22 protein-coding genes, 1 pseudogene and 1 riboswitch are annotated in these 22,756 nt (G+C 65.4%); of the genes and pseudogenes, 10 read left to right on the forward strand and 13 right to left on the reverse strand.

Going from position 1 to position 22,756, the window contains the following annotated elements; translation table 11 throughout:
- Window positions 1–27 precede the first annotated feature (27 nt).
- From CXX84_RS07065 to CXX84_RS19095, 4 genes are all read left to right on the forward strand, one after another.
- Complete coding sequence (locus tag CXX84_RS07065) at window positions 28–492, forward strand: DUF4878 domain-containing protein (protein WP_102975998.1); 465 nt, start codon at window positions 28–30, stop codon at window positions 490–492.
- Window positions 489–2,234, forward strand: coding sequence for a DUF5671 domain-containing protein (locus CXX84_RS07070; RefSeq protein ID WP_102976246.1), 1,746 nt, complete (start codon window positions 489–491; stop codon window positions 2,232–2,234). Before CXX84_RS07065 ends, CXX84_RS07070 begins: the two co-directional genes overlap by 4 nt.
- Before the next feature lie 88 nt (window positions 2,235–2,322).
- The gene (locus CXX84_RS07075; protein WP_102975999.1) at window positions 2,323–2,745 is read left to right on the forward strand and encodes a universal stress protein; all 423 of its coding nucleotides are present in this window, start codon (window positions 2,323–2,325) and stop codon (window positions 2,743–2,745) included.
- Between the two features lie 163 nt (window positions 2,746–2,908).
- Window positions 2,909–3,073, forward strand: a complete 165-nt coding sequence (locus CXX84_RS19095) for a hypothetical protein (protein WP_189337520.1) — start codon at window positions 2,909–2,911, stop codon at window positions 3,071–3,073.
- A 148-nt stretch (window positions 3,074–3,221) separates the two neighbouring features.
- Here CXX84_RS19095 and CXX84_RS07080 read toward each other — a convergent pair whose 3' ends face one another.
- From CXX84_RS07080 to gcvP, 10 genes are all read right to left on the reverse strand, one after another.
- Window positions 3,222–3,461 carry a hypothetical protein gene (locus CXX84_RS07080; protein WP_102976000.1) on the reverse strand — a complete coding sequence of 80 codons (240 nt, stop codon included), beginning with the start codon at window positions 3,459–3,461 and terminating at the stop codon, window positions 3,222–3,224.
- 118 nt (window positions 3,462–3,579) lie between these two features.
- Window positions 3,580–4,500, reverse strand: a complete 921-nt coding sequence (gene purU, locus CXX84_RS07085; protein ID WP_102976001.1) for a formyltetrahydrofolate deformylase — start codon at window positions 4,498–4,500, stop codon at window positions 3,580–3,582.
- On the reverse strand, window positions 4,497–5,969 hold the full coding sequence (gene cycA, locus CXX84_RS07090; protein WP_102976002.1) for a D-serine/D-alanine/glycine transporter: 1,473 nt from the start codon (window positions 5,967–5,969) through the stop codon (window positions 4,497–4,499). The genes purU and cycA overlap by 4 nt, the downstream gene beginning before the upstream one ends.
- Window positions 5,959–6,792 (reverse strand): methylenetetrahydrofolate reductase, encoded by an 834-nt coding sequence (locus tag CXX84_RS07095; RefSeq protein ID WP_102976003.1) that lies wholly within the window; start codon window positions 6,790–6,792, stop codon window positions 5,959–5,961. The genes cycA and CXX84_RS07095 overlap by 11 nt, the downstream gene beginning before the upstream one ends.
- 55 nt (window positions 6,793–6,847) lie before the next feature.
- Window positions 6,848–7,855: a lipoyl synthase gene (gene lipA / locus CXX84_RS07100; protein ID WP_102976004.1), complete on the reverse strand. Its 1,008-nt coding sequence runs from the start codon at window positions 7,853–7,855 to the stop codon at window positions 6,848–6,850.
- Between the two features lie 13 nt (window positions 7,856–7,868).
- On the reverse strand, window positions 7,869–9,311 hold the full coding sequence (locus CXX84_RS07105; protein ID WP_102976005.1) for an L-serine ammonia-lyase: 1,443 nt from the start codon (window positions 9,309–9,311) through the stop codon (window positions 7,869–7,871).
- A gap of 388 nt (window positions 9,312–9,699) precedes the next feature.
- Window positions 9,700–11,022: a serine hydroxymethyltransferase gene (gene glyA / locus CXX84_RS07110; RefSeq protein ID WP_102976006.1), complete on the reverse strand. Its 1,323-nt coding sequence runs from the start codon at window positions 11,020–11,022 to the stop codon at window positions 9,700–9,702.
- Window positions 11,019–11,402, reverse strand: a complete 384-nt coding sequence (gcvH, locus tag CXX84_RS07115) for a glycine cleavage system protein GcvH (protein ID WP_102976007.1) — start codon at window positions 11,400–11,402, stop codon at window positions 11,019–11,021. The genes glyA and gcvH overlap by 4 nt, the downstream gene beginning before the upstream one ends.
- A 209-nt stretch (window positions 11,403–11,611) precedes the next feature.
- Complete coding sequence (gene gcvT / locus CXX84_RS07120) at window positions 11,612–12,733, reverse strand: glycine cleavage system aminomethyltransferase GcvT (RefSeq protein ID WP_102976008.1); 1,122 nt, start codon at window positions 12,731–12,733, stop codon at window positions 11,612–11,614.
- Window positions 12,734–12,743: 10 nt separating this feature from the next.
- Window positions 12,744–15,596: an aminomethyl-transferring glycine dehydrogenase gene (gcvP, locus tag CXX84_RS07125; RefSeq protein WP_102976009.1), complete on the reverse strand. Its 2,853-nt coding sequence runs from the start codon at window positions 15,594–15,596 to the stop codon at window positions 12,744–12,746.
- A 160-nt stretch (window positions 15,597–15,756) separates the two neighbouring features.
- A riboswitch (glycine riboswitch) is annotated at window positions 15,757–15,854 on the reverse strand.
- Window positions 15,855–15,983: 129 nt separating this feature from the next.
- Here gcvP and CXX84_RS07130 point away from each other — a divergent pair.
- The gene (locus CXX84_RS07130; RefSeq protein WP_102976010.1) at window positions 15,984–16,343 is read left to right on the forward strand and encodes a VOC family protein; all 360 of its coding nucleotides are present in this window, start codon (window positions 15,984–15,986) and stop codon (window positions 16,341–16,343) included.
- A gap of 60 nt (window positions 16,344–16,403) precedes the next feature.
- Window positions 16,404–16,487, forward strand: a pseudogene (locus tag CXX84_RS18980) (hypothetical protein); the annotation flags it as partial.
- A gap of 9 nt (window positions 16,488–16,496) precedes the next feature.
- On the opposite strand, the gene CXX84_RS07135 reads toward CXX84_RS18980, so the two are convergent.
- The gene (locus CXX84_RS07135) at window positions 16,497–17,225 is read right to left on the reverse strand and encodes a GOLPH3/VPS74 family protein (RefSeq protein ID WP_102976011.1); all 729 of its coding nucleotides are present in this window, start codon (window positions 17,223–17,225) and stop codon (window positions 16,497–16,499) included.
- A gap of 238 nt (window positions 17,226–17,463) precedes the next feature.
- Here CXX84_RS07135 and CXX84_RS19475 point away from each other — a divergent pair, with 238 nt between their 5' ends.
- Both CXX84_RS19475 and CXX84_RS07140 read left to right on the forward strand, forming a co-directional pair.
- Window positions 17,464–18,048, forward strand: coding sequence for a TRC40/GET3/ArsA family transport-energizing ATPase (locus tag CXX84_RS19475; protein ID WP_317614943.1), 585 nt, complete (start codon window positions 17,464–17,466; stop codon window positions 18,046–18,048).
- Between the two features lie 25 nt (window positions 18,049–18,073).
- Window positions 18,074–19,228 carry an ArsA-related P-loop ATPase gene (locus CXX84_RS07140; RefSeq protein ID WP_317614944.1) on the forward strand — a complete coding sequence of 385 codons (1,155 nt, stop codon included), beginning with the start codon at window positions 18,074–18,076 and terminating at the stop codon, window positions 19,226–19,228.
- Window positions 19,229–19,290: 62 nt separating this feature from the next.
- On the opposite strand, the gene CXX84_RS07145 is transcribed toward CXX84_RS07140, so the two are convergent.
- Complete coding sequence (locus CXX84_RS07145) at window positions 19,291–19,635, reverse strand: hypothetical protein (protein ID WP_102976012.1); 345 nt, start codon at window positions 19,633–19,635, stop codon at window positions 19,291–19,293.
- A 635-nt stretch (window positions 19,636–20,270) separates the two neighbouring features.
- Here CXX84_RS07145 and CXX84_RS07150 point away from each other — a divergent pair.
- Window positions 20,271–20,816, forward strand: a complete 546-nt coding sequence (locus CXX84_RS07150) for a flavodoxin domain-containing protein (RefSeq protein WP_102976013.1) — start codon at window positions 20,271–20,273, stop codon at window positions 20,814–20,816.
- Between the two features lie 456 nt (window positions 20,817–21,272).
- Window positions 21,273–22,034, forward strand: coding sequence for a peptidase (locus tag CXX84_RS07155; protein WP_223253009.1), 762 nt, complete (start codon window positions 21,273–21,275; stop codon window positions 22,032–22,034).
- A 184-nt stretch (window positions 22,035–22,218) separates the two neighbouring features.
- Here CXX84_RS07155 and CXX84_RS07160 read toward each other — a convergent pair whose 3' ends face one another.
- On the reverse strand, window positions 22,219–22,692 hold the full coding sequence (locus tag CXX84_RS07160; RefSeq protein WP_102976014.1) for an SRPBCC family protein: 474 nt from the start codon (window positions 22,690–22,692) through the stop codon (window positions 22,219–22,221).
- Window positions 22,693–22,756 lie beyond the last annotated feature (64 nt).

Consider the following 22,756-nt stretch of genomic DNA (forward strand, 5'->3'; position numbering starts at 1 on the left):
TTGCGTCCGGGCGTGCATACTGGCGCCATGACCGACGCAGCGCGAAAACCGGACCGTATCCTCCTCGTGCTGCTTGGCGTCATCGGATTGCTAGTGGTGGTGGCCCTGGCCGTGGTGTTCTCCCGCGGGGATCCGGCTCCACTGGATGAGGCCAGCCCGGCGGGAGTTGTCCAGCGGTACAGCTCTGCGGTGATCGACGGCGACGTTGCCACTGCCGACACGTACCTCACGGAATCTGCCAGGACCATCTGCCGCGGCGCCTTTCCGGGTGAGCCCCGGCCCGCGCGGGTAGTCCTGGTATCGACGTCGGAGCGGGACCAGTCCGCCACTGTGCGGGTCTCGATCGTCAATTCGTCCCAGGAGGGACCTTTTGGCCCATCCGAGTATGAAATGGAGGACGCCTTCTCGCTGGTGAAGGAAGACGGGAACTGGAAGATCAGCCAGGCACCCTACACGCTGATGGCGTGCAGCGGAACGCCGGTGAAACCGTGAGCGCGCCGGCACGAATCCCCTCGGCGGGGCCTGCTCAGGTCACCCTGCGCCGGCTGATCCAGTACGCCCTGTTGTTTGCCCTGGTGGTGATCGCGGCCAGCGGCCTCAGCGGACTGCTGGAGCGGCTGCTCACGTCAGGTTCTGTCCTGGCATCCAGGGATGTGGGCGGCCTCGCCCTGTCCCTGGCGTTCACCCTGATCGGCGGACCGCTCGCGCTGGTTCTGTGGTGGTTTGTGTGGCGAAGGCTCGACGACGTGGAGGAGCGCACCTCTGCGGGCTGGGGGCTGTACATCACCGCCATGTACGGCGTTTCCCTCATCATTTTTACCACCTCACTGCTGGGCATGGCGGCGTCACTTATCGGCCGGCGCGACGGTGATTGGGCGCCCGCGCTTGCCAACGGCGTTGTATGGGCTGCCATTTGGCTGTGGCACCGGTGGATGTGGAAGCACCCCGGGAAGCCCACTGCCCACCTGGACGACGTGCGTGCCGTCGTCGGGTCAGTCTTTGGCCTGCTGCTCGGCGCCGGTGCCGGAACCGCTGCACTGAGCGGCCTGCTTGACGTCGCAATCCGCGGCTTTCCGCTGACGGTGACTGTTGAACCGTGGTGGTATTCCGTCCTCCGTTCACTGGTGTGGGCGGCCGGCGGAACCTTTGTCTGGTGGTGGCACTGGTTCAAGGAAGGCGGGCGCCGCTTCCAGACCAGTCTCGTGGACAGCATCATGGTCATCGTCGGGGTTTTCGCCGCCGGCATAGCTGCCCTTGGCGGGGCCGGCGTGGTGCTGTTTGTGCTGCTGCGCCTGGCGTTCGACCGCGACAACCCCATGAACGAGCTCCTCGAGCCGCTGGCTCCGGCGCTTGCTGCGGCACTTGTGGGGGCACTGGTGTGGCGGTACCACCGCACGGCGTCCATCCGGCGCTCCCCCAGCACCACGCGGGCAAGCGCCCTGGTCGCCTCTGCGGTTGCCCTTGCGGCAGCCGCCTCGGGTGTGGGCGTTGTTGTGAACGCGCTGCTTGCTGCCGCCGTATCGCCACTGGCAGGAGGAGCCACACGGACCCTGCTCCTTGGCGGCATCAGTTCACTCCTGGTGGGCGGGCCGGTGTGGTGGCTGGCGTGGAACCCCAGGGACCAGCCGCAGACCGCGGGGACAATTCCGCCGGGACGGCGCGTTTACCTCATCGCCTTCTTCGGCGTCAGCGCCGTGGTTGCCCTCATAACGCTCCTGGTCATCGGTTACCGGGTGTTCGAGTTCCTGCTCGGGGACGTTACCGGCGGCAGCCTCCTTGACCGCATCCGCGCACCGTTCGGGCTCCTGGTAGCCGCCGGCCTTGTGGCCGGCTACCACTTTGCCCTCTGGCGGCACGACCGCACCCTTCTTGCGGCCGCCGAGCCTGCCAGGCGGACCCTCGATCAGGTCACCCTGGTCGTCGGGAACCACACGGACGGCGACGCCCTGGCGCGGGGCGTTGCAGAAGCCACCGGCGGTGCCAGGGTCACCCTCTGGCTGAGGGCGGACGACGGCGGCCCGGCACTTCCGGTGCCACGCGCTGGTTCCGCGGGGGAAGCTTCTCCCTCCGCCGGCACCTTCACCGCGGAAGCAGCCCGCCAGGTGGCAGCCGCCCTGGACGGTGTCACGGCCCCGCACGTCCTGGTGATTGTGGGGCCGGGAGCGCGGCTGGACGTCATTCCGCTGGTGGGGACCGTTTCCAGCTCCCGCAGCATTGAGCGATCAGGAGGATGACGTGGGGTCTTCAGGGGTCTTCAGGGTGAAGTTCTTTAGACTGGCCAGTGGACGCTGAAACCACGGACCAAAAGTGAAGGAGCAAAGAATGAGTGGAGTAGTTGTTGTAGGGGTGGACGGCAGCCCGTCGGCAAGGAAAGCTGCGGAAATGGCGCTGGGCCTCGCGGAATCGCTGGGAGCTTCGCTTCACATTGTTACCGCCTTTGACGTGGACCGCTCCGAGACCTTCGGGGTCGGTTCGGACGAGGTGAAGGTCTGGAACTCGGACGCCGCCGAAAACGTCGCCAAGTCTCTGGCGGACGCGAAGCCCGGCATGGAGATCAGCCACTTCGCTGCCCGCGGCAAGCCGGCCGACGCCCTGATCAAGGAAGCCATGCGCCTCGACGCCCGGTTGATCGTTGTGGGCAACCGCAGGATGCGCGGCATCGGCCGGCTCCTGGGCAGCGTGGCCAACAGTGTGGCGCACAACGCCCCCTGCGATGTCTACATCGCCAACACCTACGAGGACTAATCGCCGAGCAAGCGGGCGACGGCGGGACCTCCCGCCGTCGCCCGCTTGCTTTCTGCGTCATTTCCTCAAGATTTGCGAAGTTTATCCCGTCGGTAGATAAACCCTCTTCCGCTGCCGCCTGCGCCTGCCTAGGGTTGCTTCACAGGCTCGCCAAGGGGGATATGTGAAAAGCTCAAACGACAGTACGCAAACTGCCAACGAGGACGTCCAGCAGCCGTCCGTCCCGGACCCGCTGGAAGGCCGGCAGCGTACCGTCGCCGAGTGGACCGGCGACCTCCTGCTCGGGTTGCGGCAGCCCGTCCAGTTCAGGCTTGCGGACTGGCCTTAGCCGCTTCGCCACCCGCCGGGACTCAATACTCCGGAAGTGCGGGCCACCTGGATCACCGGTATGACTTGGGAAAGCCATGCGCCCAACACGGCCAGCGCACTAATCCAGGTTGTTATCCGCCGTTTCCGGCCCGCACGGTCCGCTAATTTCAGGTTGAGACGTCCTTTTCGATTTCCTCGGCGAGGTCGTCCACGGCTTCGGGCCGCAGGCTGATGCCCGCCTCATCGAAACGTTCCTCCAGCACGTGGCTCACGTCGTCCTGGACGTGGCCAAGGCGGATCTCGTCACGCACCTCTTCGGCGATGCTTTCGGCAGTTTCCACGCCGTCAACCTCGTCGGTGGTGTCGTCGTCGAAGGGGGCATCTGCGGTACCGGCTGAGTCAGTCATACTTCATCGTGGCCAATTGCTGGTGAAGGGTCAACAACCTGGCCGCCGCTACTGAAGGAAAACGGACGACGACGGGTGCGTCCCGCCGTCGTTCGCTCCCGTTCGTGAAGCCGCCTGCCTAACGCAGGACGACGGTCCGGTTGCCCAGCAGCAGGATCCTGCCCTCGCAGTGCCAGCGGACGGCGTTCCGCAGCGCCACACACTCGGCGTCCCGGCCCACGGCCACCAGGTCATCGGCCGTATAGGTGTGGTCCACCTCGATGACCTGCTGCGAGATGATCGGCCCCTCATCCAGCTCCGCGTTGACGTAGTGCGCGGTAGCACCGACCGTCTTCACGCCGCGCTCGTACGCCTGGTGGTACGGCTTCGCGCCCTTGAAGCTCGGCAGGAACGAGTGGTGGATGTTGATGGTCCGGCCGCTGAGCCTGGCCGACAGCTCATCGCTGAGCACCTGCATGTACCGGGCCAGGACCACAAGTTCCACGTCGAACGCGTCCACAAGTTGCAGCAGCCGGGCCTCGGCGTCGGCCTTGGTGTCCTTCGGGACCGGCACGTGGAAGAACGGGATGCCGTGCCACTGGACCAGGCCCTCCTGGTCGCGGTGGTTGGAGACGACGGCGACAATCTCCACCGGGATGTCCCCGGTGCGTGCCCGGAACAGCAGGTCGTTGAGGCAGTGCCCCATCTTGGACACCATCACCAGCACCCGGCGTTTCCGGCCGTGCGGTTCCAGCTGCCAGTTCATCTGCCACTTTTCCCCAACAGATGTGAAGCTGCGGCGCAGGTCTTCGGTAGCCTGCAGCTCCTGCCCTGAGGCAAAGTGCACCCGCATGAAGAAGTGGCCCTGCGCCTTGTCGCCGTACTGCTTGATGTCGATGATGTCGCAGCCCTGCTCCAGCAGGAACTCCGAGACTGCGTGGACAATCCCGGGAGACTCCACGCAGTCGACAGTCAGGACATGCTCGACGGCGGTGCTGGGTTCCGATGCAACGGCACCTGCGGCAGGGCTTGGGACGGGCGTCTCCAGTGACGTGCTCATTTCTTCACTCCGTCAAAATCCCGGCCGACGGCCGCTGCCTCAGTGTCCAGGTCCTGCGCGAGCTCGGACTTGAAGGCCGCGTAGCGGGCCAGGTGGGCAGGGCGACGGCGGAGCACCAGCCATGCGGCGCCGAGCACCAGGAACCACACCGGCGTGACCAACAGGGCCAGAAGGGTGTCCGGTTGCGTGGTCAGCGCCCACAGGACGAAGGCGAAGAACGCGAACACCACCCACACCATGGGCACGCCGCCGGGCATCCGGTACTTGGATGATTCGTGCAGGTGTGAGCGGCGGCGCCGGAAGGCCAGGTAGCTGGCCAGGATGATGGACCAGACAAACACAAAGCAGACGGCGGACACGGTGGTGACCATCTCAAAGGCCTTGCCGATGTCCTGGCCCGCGTACATCAGGATGACGCCGGAGAGCAGCAGGACGCAGGACAGGAACAGGGCGTTCTGCGGCACCTTGCGGGTGGACAGGTTGCGGAAGACCGACGGCGCGTCCCCCTCCTGCGCAAGCCCGTAGACCATGCGGGAGGTGGAGTAGATGCCGGAGTTGGCCGATGACATTGCTGAGCTGAGCACCACCAGGTTCACCACAGTTGCTGCCGCGCCGAGGCCGGCCAGGGAGAACATGGCGATGAACGGGCTGTGGCCGGCTTGGAACTGGGTCCAGGGGGTGACGGACATGAGGATGATCAGTGCACCCACGTAGAAGAGCAGCACGCGGATGGGAATTGAGTTGATGGCCCGGGGCAGGTTCTTTTCCGGGTCCTTGGCTTCGGCAGCGGTGGTGCCCACCAGTTCGATGCCCACAAACGCGAACACCGCAATCTGGAAGCCGGCCACAAAACCCATGAACTCGTTCGGGAACATGCCGCCGTGGCTCCACAGGTTCGTGAAGGTGGCAGGGCCGGCGTCGGACTCGAAGCCCGTGAAGATCATGAACATACCCACGATGATCAGCGCCGCGATGGCAATGATCTTGATCAGGGCAAACCAGAACTCGGTCTCGCCGAACGCCTTCACAGTCACCAGGTTCAGGAGCAGGAGGATGGCCACGGTGGACAAACCCGGAATCCACAGCGGGAGGCCCGGCCAAAGCTCCTTGGAGTAGCCGGCAATCGCGATCACGTCTGCAATGCCCGTGATCACCCAGCAGAACCAGTAGGTCCAGCCGGTGAAAAAGCCCGCCCAGGGGCCCAAAAGGTCCGCTGCGAAGTCGCTGAAGGATTTGTAGTTCAGGTTGCTCAGCAGCAGTTCGCCCATGGCCCGCATGACGAAGAACAGCATGAAGCCGATGATCATGTAGACGAAAATGACGGACGGTCCGGCCGCCGAGATGGTTTTGCCCGAGCCCATGAACAGGCCGGTGCCGATGGCGCCGCCAATGGCGATCAGCTGGATGTGCCTGTTGGTCAGCTGCCGCTCGAGATGCGGCTCCTGGGAAAGTACAGGGTTAGTTGTCACGTGCTGCTCCTCGAATCAATGCTGTCTGGAGGGCGGAAGGGGAAGAAGCGGCCGCTGCGCTGCGGACCGCGTCCAGGCTGTTGAAGCTGTAAAGATGGATGCCGGCGATACTGTCCGGCTGGCTTTCGAGCCCGGCCACCAAGGCGTCCGGGGAGTAACGGTCTCCGCTGAGGAGTTTGCGTGCCAGCGGCCCTTTGCGGCTGAGGAATTTCAGGGAACTTCCGACGCCGATCTGCGTGGCAAGTGCCACCAGTTTGGCCCGCGGGACGGACCCGGCCACGCCCGCCCACACGGGCAGGTGGACGCCTTCGCGGCGCAGGAGCGCGGCGTAATCGTGGATCCTTTCGGCAGAGAAGCACATCTGGGTGACCACGTGGGAAGCCAGGTGCTGCTTGGCCAGCAGGCTGTCCAGCAGGTCGAGCGGGCTGACGGCCGGGTGGCCTTCCGGGTAGCCTGCCACCCCGGCCCGCATCAGGCCGCTGGTGTACTGGGCGATGTCCTCGAGGACCGGCAGGGCTGATTCGTACTCGCCGGCCGGCTGTTTCCGATCTCCGCCGATCACGAACACCTCGCGGATCCCTGCCGCATCACAGCCGCGAATGATCCCGGTGAGTTCGGCGCGGCTGCGGATGCTCCGGGCGGCCAGGTGCGGGATCACGGTGTAGCCGGCGTCGCTGAGCTCCACGGCCGTACGCATGGTGCGTTCGATGCCATGGTGGGGCAGGCACGTGACGCTGAGGGTTGTGGTCGCGGGCACCAGGGCCCGGACCTGCTCAACAATTCCCTCGGAAGGGATGATCTCAATTCTGATGGGGAACATCATTGGTCCTGTCTGGTCATCAGTGTTGTGGGATATCAGCTTTGGACTTGATACGCCATCAGGCCGAGGCGGCGAGCAGTGAGCTGGCTTCCTGGCGGGTGGTGCCGGAGGACTCGATGTGGGCGAGTTCTGCGGGGATCTCCCAGCCCTTCTTCCGCATCGCGGTGGCCCAGAGCCGGCCGGCGCGGTAGGAGGAGCGGACCAGCGGGCCGGACATCACGCCGAGGAAGCCGATCTCGGTGGCCTCGTCCTGGAGGTCCACGAATTCCTGCGGCTTGACCCAGCGGTCCACCGGCAGGTGCCGCTCGGACGGTCGCAGGTACTGGGTGATGGTGATCAGGTCGCAGCCGGCCTCGTGCAGGTCCCGGAGTGCTTCGGAGATTTCCTCGCGGGTTTCGCCCATGCCCAGGATCAGGTTGGACTTGGTCACCATGCCCAAGTTCCGGCCCTGCGTGATCACATCCAGGGACCGCTCATACCGGAACGCCGGCCGGATCCGCTTGAAAATCCTGGGCACGGTCTCGACGTTGTGCGCGAACACCTCAGGCTTGGAGTCGCAGATCGCGGCGATGTTCTCGGGTTTGCCGGAGAAGTCCGGGATCAGCAGCTCAACGCCGGTGCCGGGGTTCAGTTCGTGGATTTTCCGGACTGTCTCGGCGTACAGCCATACGCCCTCGTCCTCGAGGTCGTCCCGGGCCACGCCGGTGACGGTGGCGTAGCGCAGCTGCATCGCCTGCACGGACCGGGCCACCTTGGTCGGCTCGAACCTGTCGACCGGGGAGGGTTTGCCGGTATCGATCTGGCAGAAATCACACCGCCGCGTGCATTCGGACCCGCCGATCAGGAAGGTGGCTTCCTTGTCCTCCCAGCACTCAAAAATGTTGGGGCAGCCGGCCTCCTCACACACCGTGTGCAGGCCCTCTTTCTTCACCAGGTTCTTGAGCTGGACGAACTCCGGGCCCATCTGGACCTTGGCCTTGATCCACTCCGGCTTACGCTCCACCGGAACAGCAGAGTTGCGCTGTTCAACGCGCAAAAGCTTCCGGCCTTCAGGTGCCAATGTCATTTCTGTACTTCCTTTAGCATTCGACGACGTTGACGGCGAGGCCGCCCATGGCCGTTTCCTTGTATTTGGAGCTCATATCCTTGCCGGTCTCCCGCATGGTCACGATGACCTCATCGAGGGAGACCCGGTGGGACCCGTCGCCCCAGAGCGCCATCTTCGCAGCGTTGATCGCCTTCGCCGCAGCAATCGCGTTCCGCTCGATGCAGGGCACCTGCACCAGTCCCCCGATCGGGTCACAGGTCAGGCCCAGGTTGTGCTCCATCGCGATCTCCGCGGCGTTCTCCACCTGCGCCGGGGTCCCGCCCATCACCTCGGCCAGGCCGGCCGCGGCCATCGAGGACGCCGACCCCACCTCACCCTGGCAACCCACCTCGGCCCCCGAAATCGACGCCTGCTCCTTGTACAGCACCCCGACAGCGGCCGCGGCCAGCAAAAACCTGACGACGACGTCATCCCGGTCCTCCTGGGTGGCTTTGTCCATGCCCGGCGCGAAATGCAGCGCGTAATACAACACCGCAGGGATGATCCCCGCCGCCCCGTTCGTCGGCGCAGTCACCACCCGCCCACCGGAGGCGTTCTCCTCATTCACCGCCAGGGCGATCAAGTTAACCCACTCCTGCCAATACTTCGGATCATGGAACTCAGCATCCCCGGTGTCCCCGTCCTGGCTGTCACCGGCAGGCCGCGCGGATTCCTTCCGCAACCGGTCATACCAGTCCGGCGCCCGACGCCGGACCTTCAACCCGCCCGGCAGCACACCCTCACGCTTCAGGGACGTGGCCACGCAGCCCTCCATGACGGAGTAGATATGCAGCAGGCCTTCGCGGATCTCCTCCGGGGTGCGGCTGTCCTCCTCGTTGACCCGCATCACGTCGCTGATACCGAGGCCGGTCTCCCGGCAGTGCTCCAGCAACTCCGCGGCCGTCCGGAACGGCAAGGGAAGTTCCTTCTTGGACTCCTCCAGCTCCTGCTGGGCTGCGTCTTCCTCGCCCTCGCGGACAATGAACCCGCCGCCCACCGAGAAGAACGTCGCCGTGTGCAGAACCCGGCCGCCGGCGTCGGAGACCGTGAACGTCATGCCGTTGGTGTGCCGCGGCAGGACCGTCAACGGCCGCAGCACCATGTCCTTCACCCCATACGGCAACGCCACCGAACCGGCCAGCTGCAGCAGGCCCGTCTCCGCGATCGCCGCCAGGCGTTCCTCCACCTCATCGGGCAGGATCAACTCCGGATGAAACCCCTCCAACCCCAGCAGGACCGCAGTCATCGTGCCATGGCCATGGCCCGTCGCGGCCAGGGACCCGTACAGGTCCACCCGCAACGACGCCACCTTCGCCAACACACCGGAGCCCTTCAACTCCTCAGCAAAAACAGCAGCAGCCCGCATCGGCCCCACAGTATGAGAAGACGAAGGACCAATCCCGATCGAAAAAAGATCAAAAACGCCGACTGCCATGGCAATTCCTTACTGATAACTGTGATGAGGGGCGTGGCTGGCTTGGTTGGGTGGCTGCGGAATTCCTCCGCGTGCTGGCTCGTTCCTCGCCTCTGACGCACGCTTCCGGAATCCCCCAGCCACCCAGGGTTCCGTCACCAATGCGACAGGGCAAGCAGGAGACAACCTCCGCGACCCGGCATGTGCGGAAGGAAACAACACACACGTTGTCCGCTCCTGCCCGTGCTGGCAGCGAACTCGTGTCCGTGCCTAAGGTGCCTTGACCGCGCCCCTGTGGGACCGGTATCCGGAAGCGTGCGTCTAAGGGAGCGACACGTCCGCTCAGCGGGCGTCTTCGCGACCGAGCACGCGGAGGATGCCGGGCCCACCGGGCAAGGGTGACCACTGCTCAGGACAGGTTTGCGACGCCCGGGTAGAGCGGATGCGCCGCAGCCAGGGTCTCGACGCGGTGACGCAGCCCTGATAGGTCCGCATCGGCGTCGGCCGTCAAAGCCTCGGCGATGATGTCCGCAACCTCGCGGAAGGCTGCCTCACCGAAGCCGCGGGTTGCCAGCGCAGGCGTGCCGATCCGCAGGCCGGAGGTGACCATGGGCGGGCGGGGGTCGAACGGTACGGCGTTGCGGTTGACGGTGATGTCGATGGCCGCGAGCCGGTCCTCGGCCTGCTGGCCGTTGAGCTCGCAGTTGCGCAGGTCCACCAGGACCAGGTGCACGTCGGTGCCGCCGGAGATTACGCTGATGCCCTTGGCGGTGACGTCCGGCTGGACCAGGCGTTCGGCCAGGATCCGGGCACCGGCGAGGACGCGCTCCTGGCGCTCCTTGAACTCGGCGGACGCGGCGATCTTGAAGGCCACGGCCTTGCCCGCAATCACGTGCTCCAGCGGGCCGCCCTGCTGGCCGGGAAACACAGCCGAGTTGATCTTCTTGGCGATGTCGGCGTCGTTGCTCAGGATGATGCCGCCGCGCGGACCGGCGAGGGTCTTGTGCGTGGTGGACGTGGTGACGTGCGCGTGCGGCACCGGCGACGGGTGCAGCCCGGCGGCCACGAGCCCGGCGAAGTGTGCCATGTCCACCATGAGGTAGGCGCCCACGGAGTCGGCGATCCGGCGGAACTCCGCGAAGTCCAACTGCCGGGCGTAGGCGGACCAGCCGGCCACGATCAAAGCGGGCTTGGTTTCCTGCGCCAGGCGCTCCACCTCGGCCATGTCCACGGTGTGGGTGTCCTCGCGGACGCCGTACGGCACCACGTTGTAGAGCTTGCCGGAGAAGTTGATCTTCATGCCGTGCGTGAGGTGGCCGCCGTGGGCCAGGTTGAGTCCCATGATGGTATCGCCGGGCTTGATCAGCGCGTGCATCACCGAGGCGTTCGCCTGTGCGCCGGAGTGTGGCTGCACGTTGGCGAACTCCGCGCCGAACAGTGCCTTGATCCGGTCAATGGCGAGCTGCTCGACGACGTCCACGTGCTCGCAGCCGCCGTAGTAGCGCTTGCCCGGGTAGCCCTCGGCGTACTTGTTGGTCAGCACCGAGCCCTGTGCCTGCATCACGGCGACGGCGGTGTGGTTCTCGGAGGCGATCATCTCCAGGCCGTCGCGCTGGCGGGTGAGTTCGTCGTCAATCTTTGCGGCGATCTCCGGGTCCAGCGCCCGGAGATCCGCGTCCAATGACGGCGAGACTACCTGCTGGAAGGCGGTCACGTCAGCCGGGGCGCTCACAGCTCACCGCCGTTGGCTGAGGCGTACTCTTCAGCGGACATCAGGGGGCCTTCTTCGGTGACGGCCACCTTGAAGAGCCAGCCGGCGCCGTAGGGATCGTTGTTGATCAGGGCGGGGTCGGAGACCACGTCGTCGTTGATTTCGGTTACCTCGCCGGTGACGGGGGCGTAGAGGTCGGAGACCGATTTGGTGGATTCCACCTCGCCGCAGGTCTCCCCCGCAGTTACGGTGGAGCCGACCTCGGGCAGGTCCACGTAGACGATGTCGCCCAGGGCTTCGGCAGCCACGGCCGAGATGCCGATGTTGGCGGGGCCGGATCCGTCAGCAGCAACCCATTCGTGCTCGGCGGAGTACTTCAGTTCAGCAACAACTTTTGCCATGGTGTGTTTCCTTAGGTTCGTGTGTGAAAAGTGAGAGAGCGTTTGGTCAAACGGCGCATCAGGTGAGAGAGCGTTAGTTTAAGACGCGCGAAAGGTGAGCGAGCCTCGAGGGCCGGCGGAGCCGGGCTTTTCGAAAGCGTGCGTCAAAGCGACGAAGGAGCAGCACGCGTGAAAAGTCCGGTCTGCCGGTCCGAAGCCGACCCCCGAAACTACTTCTGGCGCTTGTAGAACGGGAGCTCTACTACTTGGAAGGGCTCGGGCTTGCCGCGCAGGTCGATGTCCAGGGCGGTGCCGGGCGCTGAATGTTCGACGTCGACATAGGCCAGGGCGATCGGGTAACCCAGGGTGGGGCTTGGCTGGCCGGAGGTCACCTCGCCGACGACGTTGCCGTCCTTGAGGACCGGATAGTGGCTGCGTCCGGCGCGGCGGCCCAGGCCTTTGAGGCCCACGAGCTTGCGGCCGGAGGTGGAGCCGGCACCAAGTTCCTTGAGCTCGGCCAGCACGGCCTTGCCCACGAAGTCCGACTCCTTCTTGAGCGAGACCACGGGACCCAGTCCTGCGGCGTAGGGGTTGCCCTCGCGGGAAAGCTCGTTGCCGTACAACGGCATGCCGGCTTCGAGGCGGAGCGAGTCGCGGCAGGCCAGGCCGGCGGGGATGAGCCCGTGGCCGGCGCCGGCCTCGAGCAGGGCATCCCACAGCCCGGCGGCATCCTCATTGGGGATGTAGATTTCGAAGCCGTCCTCGCCGGTGTACCCGGTGCGCGCCAGCAGCAGCTCCTGCCCGTTGATCTCCGCCTCAACCGCGGCGTAGTACTTCAGCTCGGTCACCAGCGGGTGCTGCTCGGCGGGGACCAGCTGAAGCAGGATGGCCTCGGCGTTCGGTCCCTGCACCGCGATGAGGGAGGTCTCGGCGGAGACGTCGTCAACAACAACATGGAAGCCCGCAGCCCGCTCGGCGAGTGCGGCGGCAACTACCGCAGCGTTGCCGGCGTTGGGGACCACCAGGTACTTGTCTTCGGCACGGCGGTAGGAGATGAGGTCATCGATGATCCCGCCGTCTTCCTGGCAGATCAGCGAGTACTTGGCCTTGCCTACGGCCACGGCGGACAGCTTCCCAGCCAGTGCGTAGTCCAAAAAGGCGCCAGCGTCCGGGCCGGTGACCCAGACTTCCCCCATGTGGGAGAGGTCGAACAGGCCGGCGGCGTTGCGGACGGCGTGGTGCTCGGCCAGTTCGGAGCTGTACTTCAGGGGCATCTGCCAGCCGCCGAAGTCGGTGAAGGAGGCGCCGGCGATCTTGTGCTGCTCGTAGAGCGCGGTGTAGTTCTCAGTCATCACGGAATCCTTAGTTCTCAAATTCGGAAAGCGGAGGGCAGGAGCAGACCAGGTTGCGGTCCCCTGCGGCACCGTCGATGCGGCCCACGGGCGGGAAGTACTTGTCCTGCCGAAGGGAGGCGACGGGGAAGGCGGCCTGCTCGCGCGGGTACGTCCGGTCCCAGGCAGAAGAGACGACGGCGGCCGCTGTGTGGGGTGCGTTGCGCAGCGGGGATTTCTCCACGGTGAAGTCACCGTTGGCCACCTGGTCGATTTCCTTGCGGATGGTGATCATGGCGTCGATGAAGCGGTCGATCTCGGCGAGGTCCTCGGACTCGGTGGGCTCCACCATGAGCGTGCCTGCCACCGGGAAGGACAGCGTGGGGGCGTGGAAGCCGAAGTCGATGAGGCGCTTGGCCACGTCCTCGGCGGTGACGCCGGTTTTGGCGGTGAGTTCCCGGAGGTCCAGGATGCACTCGTGCGCCACCAGCCCGGTTTCGCCGGTGTAGAGGACGGGGAAGTGCTCGTCCAGGCGGGCGGCCACGTAGTTTGCAGCCAGCAGCGCGGACTTGGTGGCCTCGGTCAGGCCCTGGCCGCCCATCAGCTTCACGTAGGCCCAGGAAATGGGAAGCACGCCGGCGGAGCCGAAACGGGACGCGGAGATAGCGACGCCGTGGCCGGCTTCGTGGGCAGCTTTGTTGGCGTCGCCCGGCATGAATGGTGCCAGGTGCGCCTTTGCGGCAACGGGTCCGACGCCGGGGCCTCCGCCGCCGTGCGGGATGCAGAAGGTCTTGTGCAGGTTCAGGTGGGATACATCGCCGCCGAACTTGCCCGGCTGCGCCAGACCGACGAGGGCATTGAGGTTCGCTCCGTCGACGTACACCTGGCCGCCGGCAGCGTGGACGGCGTCGCAGACCTCGCGGACGTCGGCGTCATACACACCATGGGTGGACGGGTAGGTGATCATGATGGCCGAGAGGACATCCTTGTGGATCTGGATCTTGCCCGCAAGGTCGGCGTGGTCGATGGTGCCGTCGGCGGCCGTGGCCACGACAACAACCTTCATGCCGGCCAGGACTGCGGACGCGGCATTGGTGCCATGCGCCGAAGCGGGGATCAGGCAGACGTTGCGCTGCTGGTCGCCACGGGAGTGGTGGTAGCCGCGGATCGCCAGCAGGCCCGCGAGCTCGCCCTGGGAGCCGGCGTTGGGCTGGATGGACACCTGGTCGTAGCCGGTGATCTCGGCAAGGTCGGCTTCAAGGCCGGAGATGAGTTCCCGCCACCCCGCGGTCTGCGAGTCCGGAGCGAACGGGTGGATCGAGGCGAATTCCGGCCAGGAGATGGCTTCCATTTCGGCGGTGGCGTTCAGCTTCATAGTGCAGGAACCCAGCGGGATCATGGTGCGGTCCAGCGCCAGGTCACGGTCGGAGAGGCGGCGGATGTAGCGCAACAGCTGGGTTTCCGAGCGGTGCGTGTTGAACACCGGGTGCTGCAGGTACGTTGAGGTGCGCAGCACGGACTCCGGCAGCTCAAACCCGGCAGCGTCCACAACGGGACCGGCGCCAAAGGCGACCGCCACTGCGGCGAGGACCTCCGGCGTCGTGGTTTCATCAACTGACACGCCAACGGTGTCCGCGTCGATGAGGCGCAGGTTGATGCCGCGGGCTTCGGCGGCGGTGATCACCTTGGCGGCCTTGCCCGGGACGCGGACGGTGAGGGTGTCGAAGAACGCGTCGGACACCAGTTCGCGGCCTGCGGCCTTCAGCGTGGCGGCCAGGGCGCGGGCGTTGCCGTGGACGGTTTCGGCGATCGCCTTCAGTCCGTCAGGGCCGTGGTAGACGGCGTAGAAGGAGGAGACGATAGCCAGCAGGGCCTGCGCGGTGCAGATGTTGGACGTGGCCTTCTCGCGGCGGATGTGCTGCTCGCGGGTCTGGAGCGCCAGGCGGTAGGCAGGGACGCCGGCATTGTCCTTGGAAACACCCACAATTCGACCCGGGAGGGTGCGCTCCATGCCGTCGCGGACGGCCATGTAGGCGGCGTGCGGTCCCCCAAAGAACAACGGCACGCCAAAGCGCTGGGTGGAGCCGACGGCGATATCCGCGCCCTGCTCGCCCGGCGGGGTGATGAGGGTCAGGGCCAGCAGGTCCGCGGCCACGGTGACCAGCGCGCCCCGTTCCTTGGCGTCAGCGATCACGGCGGACTGGTCCCAGACGCGGCCGGAGACGCCGGGCTGCTGGAGGACGACGCCGTTGATGTCGCCGTCGGGCAGGCCATTGGTGAGGTCGGCGACCTCCACCTCGAAGCCGAGGGCCTCGGCGCGGCCCAGCACGATGGCGATGGTCTGCGGGAGGAGGTCTGCGTCGAGGACGGTCTTGCCGTCCTTCGCCGTCTTGTTCTTGTTGGCCCGGCGCATCAGGAGCACAGCTTCGGCGACGGCGGTGGCTTCATCGAGGAGGGATGCGTTGGCCACCGGGAGGGCGGTGAGATCCTGGACCATAGTCTGGAAGTTCAGGAGTGCCTCAAGCCGGCCCTGGGAGATCTCGGGCTGGTACGGGGTGTAGGCGGTGTACCAGGCGGGGGCTTCGAGGATGTTGCGGCGGATCACCGGCGGCGTCACAGTGTCGTAGTAGCCCTGGCCGATCATTTGCACGGCCATCTTGTTTTTGCCGGCGAGCTTGCGGAGTTCGGTGAGGACCTGGACTTCGCTGAGCGCGCTCTCGAGGGCGAGCGGCTTGTCCTGGCGGATTGAATCCGGGACGGCGCTGTCAACGAGGCCATCGAGGCTGTCGTAGCCGACTGCCTTGAGCATGGTGTCGATGTCGGACTGGCGGCGCGCGCCGATATGGCGGTCTGCGAAGGTGGTGGGGGACGACTGAACCGTCATGAGGGGAACTCCATAATTCAGGTGGCGTAAGGTGCCACTTTGATTCGGGTTCCTCCCCACTCTGTATTGGACCTGAGAGTTTTGCATTGCCCTGCTGTTCAGCGGGACGCCACTTGCACCGTCGGTGAGCCCGGTTGCCCGGACTGCTTTCCAGAGTTGCCTTGCCGCGGCGGTACGTGGGCCTGAGAGATTCCTGGGGAGGATTTGCTCCTACGGCGCCTGCAGAACGTACCGGCAGGACTCTCCCGCCGCAGATCATAAGCACGTGCCACTGGTGGGTGACACGCCTCACACCTTACCGGGCCCGGCCGCGGAATGCAAAATTAAGGATCATTGCACTGTGGGAATTGGTTGAGCGCCTTGCACCGCCGTGGCTAGGCTGGGCGGATGTTGACCATCGGCAGCACCGTCCTCGGCGTCAATGACGTCGCCCGCGCAACCGCCTTTTGGCACGCCGCCCTCGGCTATGTCCCGCGCGAGCCAGGTGACGACACCTGGGTGACGCTGGTCCCGGCGTCGGGCTCGGGGGCTCACTTGGCCCTTATGCTCAGCCGGACTCCTGTCCAGGACCACCCGCGCATCCACTTGGACTTGTACGCGGACCACCAAGCCGCAGAGGTGGAACGGCTGGTCTCCCTGGGCGCCCAGCGTGTCAACTGGGACCTGTATCCGGAAGACCCGGATTTCGTTGTGCTTGCAGACCCGGACGGAAACCGTTTCTGCGTTGTAGACAAAAGCCCGCGGTAGCCCCGCCGCAGGACCCCGGGCAGGTGCCACGCTGCGGGAACGAGCCGGCTCGGCACGGCATGGTTCTACCCGGAGCCCAAGGCACGCGCCAGGCAGATCGAGGACCGGATCGCGTTCTGGCGCGGCGTGACTATCGAGAGCTAACGGTCAGCCTCACAGGGTGGCGGCTTCCTCCTCCGCCAGCCTGATCATGCGGAGCTCATCCTCCACCGCGCGGGACGGCCAGTAGTCCTTGGCCAGTTCACTTGCCCGCACCCTGTCCGCCGTCGGGAAGAGCTTGCCGAGCAGCCCAGCCGCTTGCAGCAGCGCGATCAGGGCGATAGTCCTGTCCTCGGGCTTCTGTGGGTCGGGTTTTGCGGTATCGGGTGCCTTGGGTTCTGGCGTTCCGGCATCGGTGTCCGTAGACGGCGGCTGGAGTTTCGCAGGAGAACCCCTGAGTGCCGTTTCGATCTTTTCCAGCAGCGCGGCCTCCGGCGCGTGGTCCTTCTCCGGATACCGCACGGGCCGGAACCGGCCCAGGTGCTTTTCTCCCACATGTTCCACGAGGCCCGCCGACACCATGCCCTCGTACATGCGCTGGGTTTCGGCGCGGCCCTCCAGCATGGAGACCCACCGCCGGGGACTGTGCGGCCGCGACTTGCCGCGGATGACGTCCAGTTCGTGCTGGAGGTCCGTTTCAGGCGTAGCCCCGGTAGCCCTGACGTGCTTTCCCTGGAGCTCGATGGCGCCGAGCAGGTCCAGTTCGGCCAGTATTGCCCCTGCCACGGTGGTCCGGAGGGCGAACACCGGAACTTCAGGTTTGCCGTCCTTGTCATTGGTGGCCAGGAGAAGGAATGCCTGGGGAAGACTCAGTTCACCGGTACGGGGTGTTTCCGCGTTCATGGCACCATGATGCGCGCATTCGGCGGTCACCGCTACGGCCGAAGTACCCGGGTTTCCCGCACGGATCGGCAGGCGGATTGATCCAGGCCAACTCGCAGGGTGTCCCCGAACCTCACCACCTGAGCGCAGCTAAAGGGGGAAGCGGACGACGGCGTGACCTCCCGCCGTCGTCCGCTTGCGTCAGCTCCGGGACGTTTGGCTCTGGGCCCATCCCCGGCCGGTTGGAAGACTGGCTGGCGTGAAGTTCCTCGAAAACCCGCCACGGTTCCTGTTCTTTACCGGCAAGGGCGGCGTGGGCAAGACGTCCGTTGCGTGCGCTTCGGCGCTCTCCCTTGCGCGTGCCGGCAGGAAGGTGCTGCTGGTCAGCACGGACCCGGCCTCCAACCTCGGCCAGGTGTTCGGCCTGACCATTGGAAATACCGTCACCGCTGTGCAGGATGTGCCGGGTCTTTTTGCCCTGGAAATAGACCCGGAACAGGCAGCCGAAGCCTACCGGGAACGGATCCTCGCTCCCGTCCGTGGAGTCCTGCCGGAGACGGAACTGGCAGGTATCGCCGAAAGCCTTTCAGGTTCCTGCACCACGGAGGTGGCCTCTTTCGACGAATTCACTAGCCTGCTCGGCGACGATACTTCCTACGCCGAGTACAACCACATCATCTTTGATACCGCCCCGACCGGCCACACCATCCGGTTGCTGCAACTGCCCGGCTCGTGGACCGATTTCCTCGCCACCGGCGCGGGGGAACCGTCCTGCCTGGGCCCCCTGTCCGGGCTGGACAAGCACAAAGAGGTCTACGCCCGGGCCGTCCAGGCACCTTGCTGACCCGCAGCGCACCCGGCTTGTCCTGGTGACCCGCGCGCAACCGTCGTCCCTGAAGGAGGTTGAACGGACCTGCCTCGAACTTAACCAGATCGGAATCGGCGGCGGGTACCTCGTGGTCAACGGGGTCCTGCCGGAAGCAGCCGGCGGGGAGGAACTGGCCAAGGCCCTGCGCGCCCGGGAGGGAGCAGCCCTCGCCGCCATTCCCGCAGCTGTTGCCGGGCTCCCCCGCGACATCCTGGAACTGAAGCCTGGCAACATGGTGGGGATCCCGGCCCTCGAATCCCTCTTTATTCCAACGTCCGGGGCCGAGGCTGCCGGGGCCCTGGCGTCGGGCGTTGACGTCGGGGACGCCCCGCTCGCGGCCCTGGTGGACGGGATCGAGGCCAACGGCCACGGGCTGGTGATGTGCATGGGCAAGGGCGGCGTGGGAAAAACGACGGTGGCTGCCGCCATCGCGGTTGCCCTGGCCAAGAGGGGGCATGCGGTCCACCTCACCACCACCGACCCGGCAGCCCACCTGTCGGAGACGCTCCACGGGTCCGTCGCCGGCCTGACAGTCTCCCGCATTGACCCGGCCGCGGCCATCCAGGAATACCGCGCCCACGTGATGGACACCAAGGGCAGGAGCATGGACAACGAAGGCCGGGCGGCCCTGGCGGAGGACCTGATGTCCCCCTGCACGGACGAGGTGGCCGTGTTCCGGCAGTTCTCCCGGGTGGTCCAGGAATCCCGGCGCCACTTCGTGGTGATGGACACCGCACCCACCGGCCATACCCTGCTGCTCCTGGATGCCACGGGTTCGTACCACCGTGAGATTTCCCGGCAGGTGGGGAACTCAATGGGGTTCGTGACTCCGCTGATGCGCCTTCAGGACCCGGTAGGAACCAAGGTCATCCTGGTCACCCTGGCCGAGACCACACCCGTGCTGGAGGCGGCGGAACTCAAGAATGACCTTGAGCGGGCCGGTATCCGGCCGTGGGCCTGGGTCATCAACAACTCAATCGCTGCTGCCCGCCCGGCCTCGCCGTTCCTCCGGGCCCGCGCGTCATACGAGGCGGACCAGATCACCAAGGTGCGGGCCATGACGGACAGGATCGCATTGATTCCCCTGCTGCCCGAAGAGCCCGTGGGTGAGGCGAAACTGACGGCCTTGACCTCTTTCACCACCCAGCGCGTGTAGCCGGAAGGCGGGACGGACGACGGCGGGGCCTCCCGCCGTCGTCCGTTTTGCTGTGAATCTGGCTAGGCAGCCAGCGGCATGTCGAACAGTTGCTCGGCGAGCCTGATGAGGTGGCTCGGGGTGTCGGTCTCTTCGCCGGGATCCACGAAGCCGAGGAACATGGCCGTTCCGTGGACGGTTTGCTCCAGTTCGACGCCGGCTTCCCGGATGAGGACTTCCGCCCGCAGGTTGGGAAAGGCCCGGCTTCCGTCGTTGTCGAGGTACGCACGCCAGCCGCTGCTGGCGATGTACCCGATGTCCCCTGCGGCCACTCGCTGGAGGGCTGTGTCGTCGAGGTCCAGCGGTTTGATGTGCACGGGATAGGCGAGGCGGGCCGGGACCACCAGGGCGTTGAAGGAGGTGTTCATTGGTCATGTCCTTGTGGCTGAAAAACGAGGGCTTGCTTGGCAGCGGGGAGGGCGCGGGCGGCCGGCCGGGCTAGGAGTCCCGCTCCCGGCCGCCCGCTGGCTGGTTAGCGCTGGTTCTTGCGCGGCTTTGCGAAATTCAGTTCGCTGTTCTCGTTCTTGGCCCTTTTATCGGCCCGCTTCTCGAGAATTGTCTTACCGGCCTTTTTTGCGGCTCCGCTTTTGGGGGATTTTCCGGACATCGGAATCACGCCTTTCTATGCTTTGCGTTACCCGATACCATACCTACTTTTATTTTTTAGTCCAGTCCGCAAAAACCGCAGAATGCAGGTCTTGATGCGACCACTTGGGCGGATGCACAGCTTGACCAAAACAGTAAGGGCCGGTTTTCCTGTTGTGACCGAAAAGGGCATGGCAGGTCTTTTTCAGTCATTAGTGGATTTCCACTGCCGTAAAAGCGGAATTTACAGATCCCCATGCATTTGTGCTTCATTCGGGCCGTCTCAAGAAAAAGGCGGGACTCCCTGCGGACCCCTTGATTCAGAACACGCCCCGCTCCGGGACGTTCGGCCCTACGGCCTGGTGCCGAGGCTTGGCAGACTGGCGTGTGCCGGCTACCGACAACGCAAGGACCCATCATGGCCGTGATCTACATTCCCTACGGAACCACTGAGGGCCAGGCCGCCCGGATCGCCGAGTTCATTTCGGACGTTGTCCACGCACACGGGCACAAGGCGCAGACTGCGGACATCAAGCACGCCGGGAACTTCATACCCGACTGGTACGACGCCGTGATCGTCGGCGGGTCCGTCCATCAGGGCAAGCACGAGGACTACGTCCTGGAGTTCGTGCAGAAGAACAAAGCCGTCCTGGAGAGCGTGCCGTCTGCATTCTTCTCCGTCAGCCTCTCAGCCCACGGGGACAGTGAGAGCGCCGAGGGCTATGTGACGAAGTTCGAGGAAGAGACGGGATGGCGGCCGGCCCAGGTGGGGCTCTTCAGCGGGGCCCTTGCCTACACGCAGTATGGGTTCATCAAGCGTCTCGTGATGAAAAGGATCGCCAGTACCAAGGGCTCCCTGGACACCGACACCTCGCAGGACTACGTCTACACCGAGTGGGACGGCGTGAAGCGGTTTACCGAAGACTTCCTGGAGAGGGCTACGACGCCGGGCGAGATGCTGTGAGGGCACAACAGGGTTAGCGGACGACGGCGGTAGCCTCCCGCCGTCGTCCGCTTCCGTTCGGCTTTCATGCGGCCTGAATGTCGGACCGTCTGGTTGGGGCGGAGTGAGTCCGTCCGCCGCTGAGTGCTGCCGCCTGTGGCGGGGGTTGGAAGCAGCCATTATGCTGAGCGAACCTGTCTTAAAGGATGGGTTTGGGGGCACAAGGGGGCGCCGGTGGTACCGGATTTCGGCACGAAGGATTTCTCAGGCACGCCTGCCAGAGGGCGTGACATCTCGGGCGTCCGGCGTTCGCCGAGCGGGCGCATCCCGCAGTGGGCAATTGACGAAGCTCTTGGCAAGCTGCAGGATCCCGAACCCTGGCGTACAGTCCCTGCACCACGTCCGAAGAAGCGACGCGGCTATCGCCGGATCAAGCCGGGAGGCACTCGAAAATGGAGGGCCCGGTCAGCCACGGTCTTGGGCCTTGCACTCGTCGTGGTGCTCTACTTCAGTCCGACCCTCTTCGACCGGTTCGTCCTGTCCGCGGCGCTGCCCCACCTGCCCGAATCAGACGTGCCTCCCCCGGGGTTTGAAGCTGCTTCGTCTCCGCTCGGCGTCCCGCCTGCCATGACCGGTTCCGCCGCGTTCGTCCTGCAGGAGTCGCCTGACCCGGGCCAACCATTTGTGGCCTATGACCCATGCCGCCCGGTCCATTACGTGGTCCGCCCGGAATTGGCGCCGCCGGGTACGGACCAGCTCGTCAGGGAATCCGTGGCCGCGGTTTCTGCCGCGACCGGGCTGCAGTTTGTCTACGACGGGCCAACGGACGAAGCACCGTCACAAGAACGGGAGGCGTACCAGCCTGACCGGTACGGCAAGAAGTGGGCGCCGATCCTTATCTCGTGGTCCACGCCGGAGGCAGCGCCGGAGCTCGAGGGAAGTGTTGCGGGAACCGGCGGCAGTTCGTCCATCCAGATGCTAGGCGAGCCCTATGTATACGTCAGCGGCCAGGTCCTTCTTGACGCACCGGACCTCGCGGAAACGCTTGCCTGGCCGGACGGGCCGGCATTGGTCCGGGCCATCATCATGCATGAGCTGGCGCATGTGGTCGGGCTGGACCACGTCAACGACCCCACACAGCTCATGTACGAAGCGAACAGCGGGCAGCTGGACTTCAATGCCGGCGACCGCGCCGGCCTGGCCTTGTTGGGGACCGGCGAGTGCGTCCCGCGGATATGACAGCGGGCTGACCTGCCGGTCCACAATCGGCTTCAGCGTGCTGTGGGTGCCGGTGCATCCTAACCGGTGCTTCGTCCACCGAGTGGTGCATCCGCTCTGCGCGCGGACGACGGCGGGAGGCGCCCGCCGTCGTCCGCTGCCTGTTTGTGAGGCGATGAGTCCTTAGCTGATCCCATGGGCGGTTCTAGAACTGCCCGGTGGGGCCGCTGTCCGTGACTTCACCGCGCCATCCGCCGGTTTCGGACCCGCGCGATTCAATGAAGTTTTTAAACTTCCGCATGTCGGCCTTGACCTGCATCTCGTCGATGTTCAGGGCCGCGCCTGCCTTTTCAGTGACGGTTTCCGGCGCCCATTCGAAGTGCACCTTGACCTTCGTGTGGTTGGCATCCAGCGGCGTGAACCTGATGATGCCGGCATGGGACTTGCCGTCGGTGCTGCGCCAGGCGATGCGGTCGTCAGGCTCCTGATCGACGATCTCAGTATCGAATTCCCGCTGGACGCCACCCACCTTTGTCACCCAGTGATTGGTGGTTTCCGTCATCTGGGTTACCGACTCCACACCGGACATGAATTGCGGAAAGGATTCGAACTGGGTCCACTGGTTGTACGCGGTCCGGACCGGGACAGCGACATCGACGGTCTCTTCAACGTGTTCCATCTGCTTCCTCCTTATGACGGACGGCCGCAATGGCGGACCGGCAACACGGCATCCTGCCGGTCAG

It is taken from the genome of Arthrobacter sp. AFG7.2 (assembly GCF_002892835.1).
Classification (GTDB): domain Bacteria; phylum Actinomycetota; class Actinomycetes; order Actinomycetales; family Micrococcaceae; genus Arthrobacter.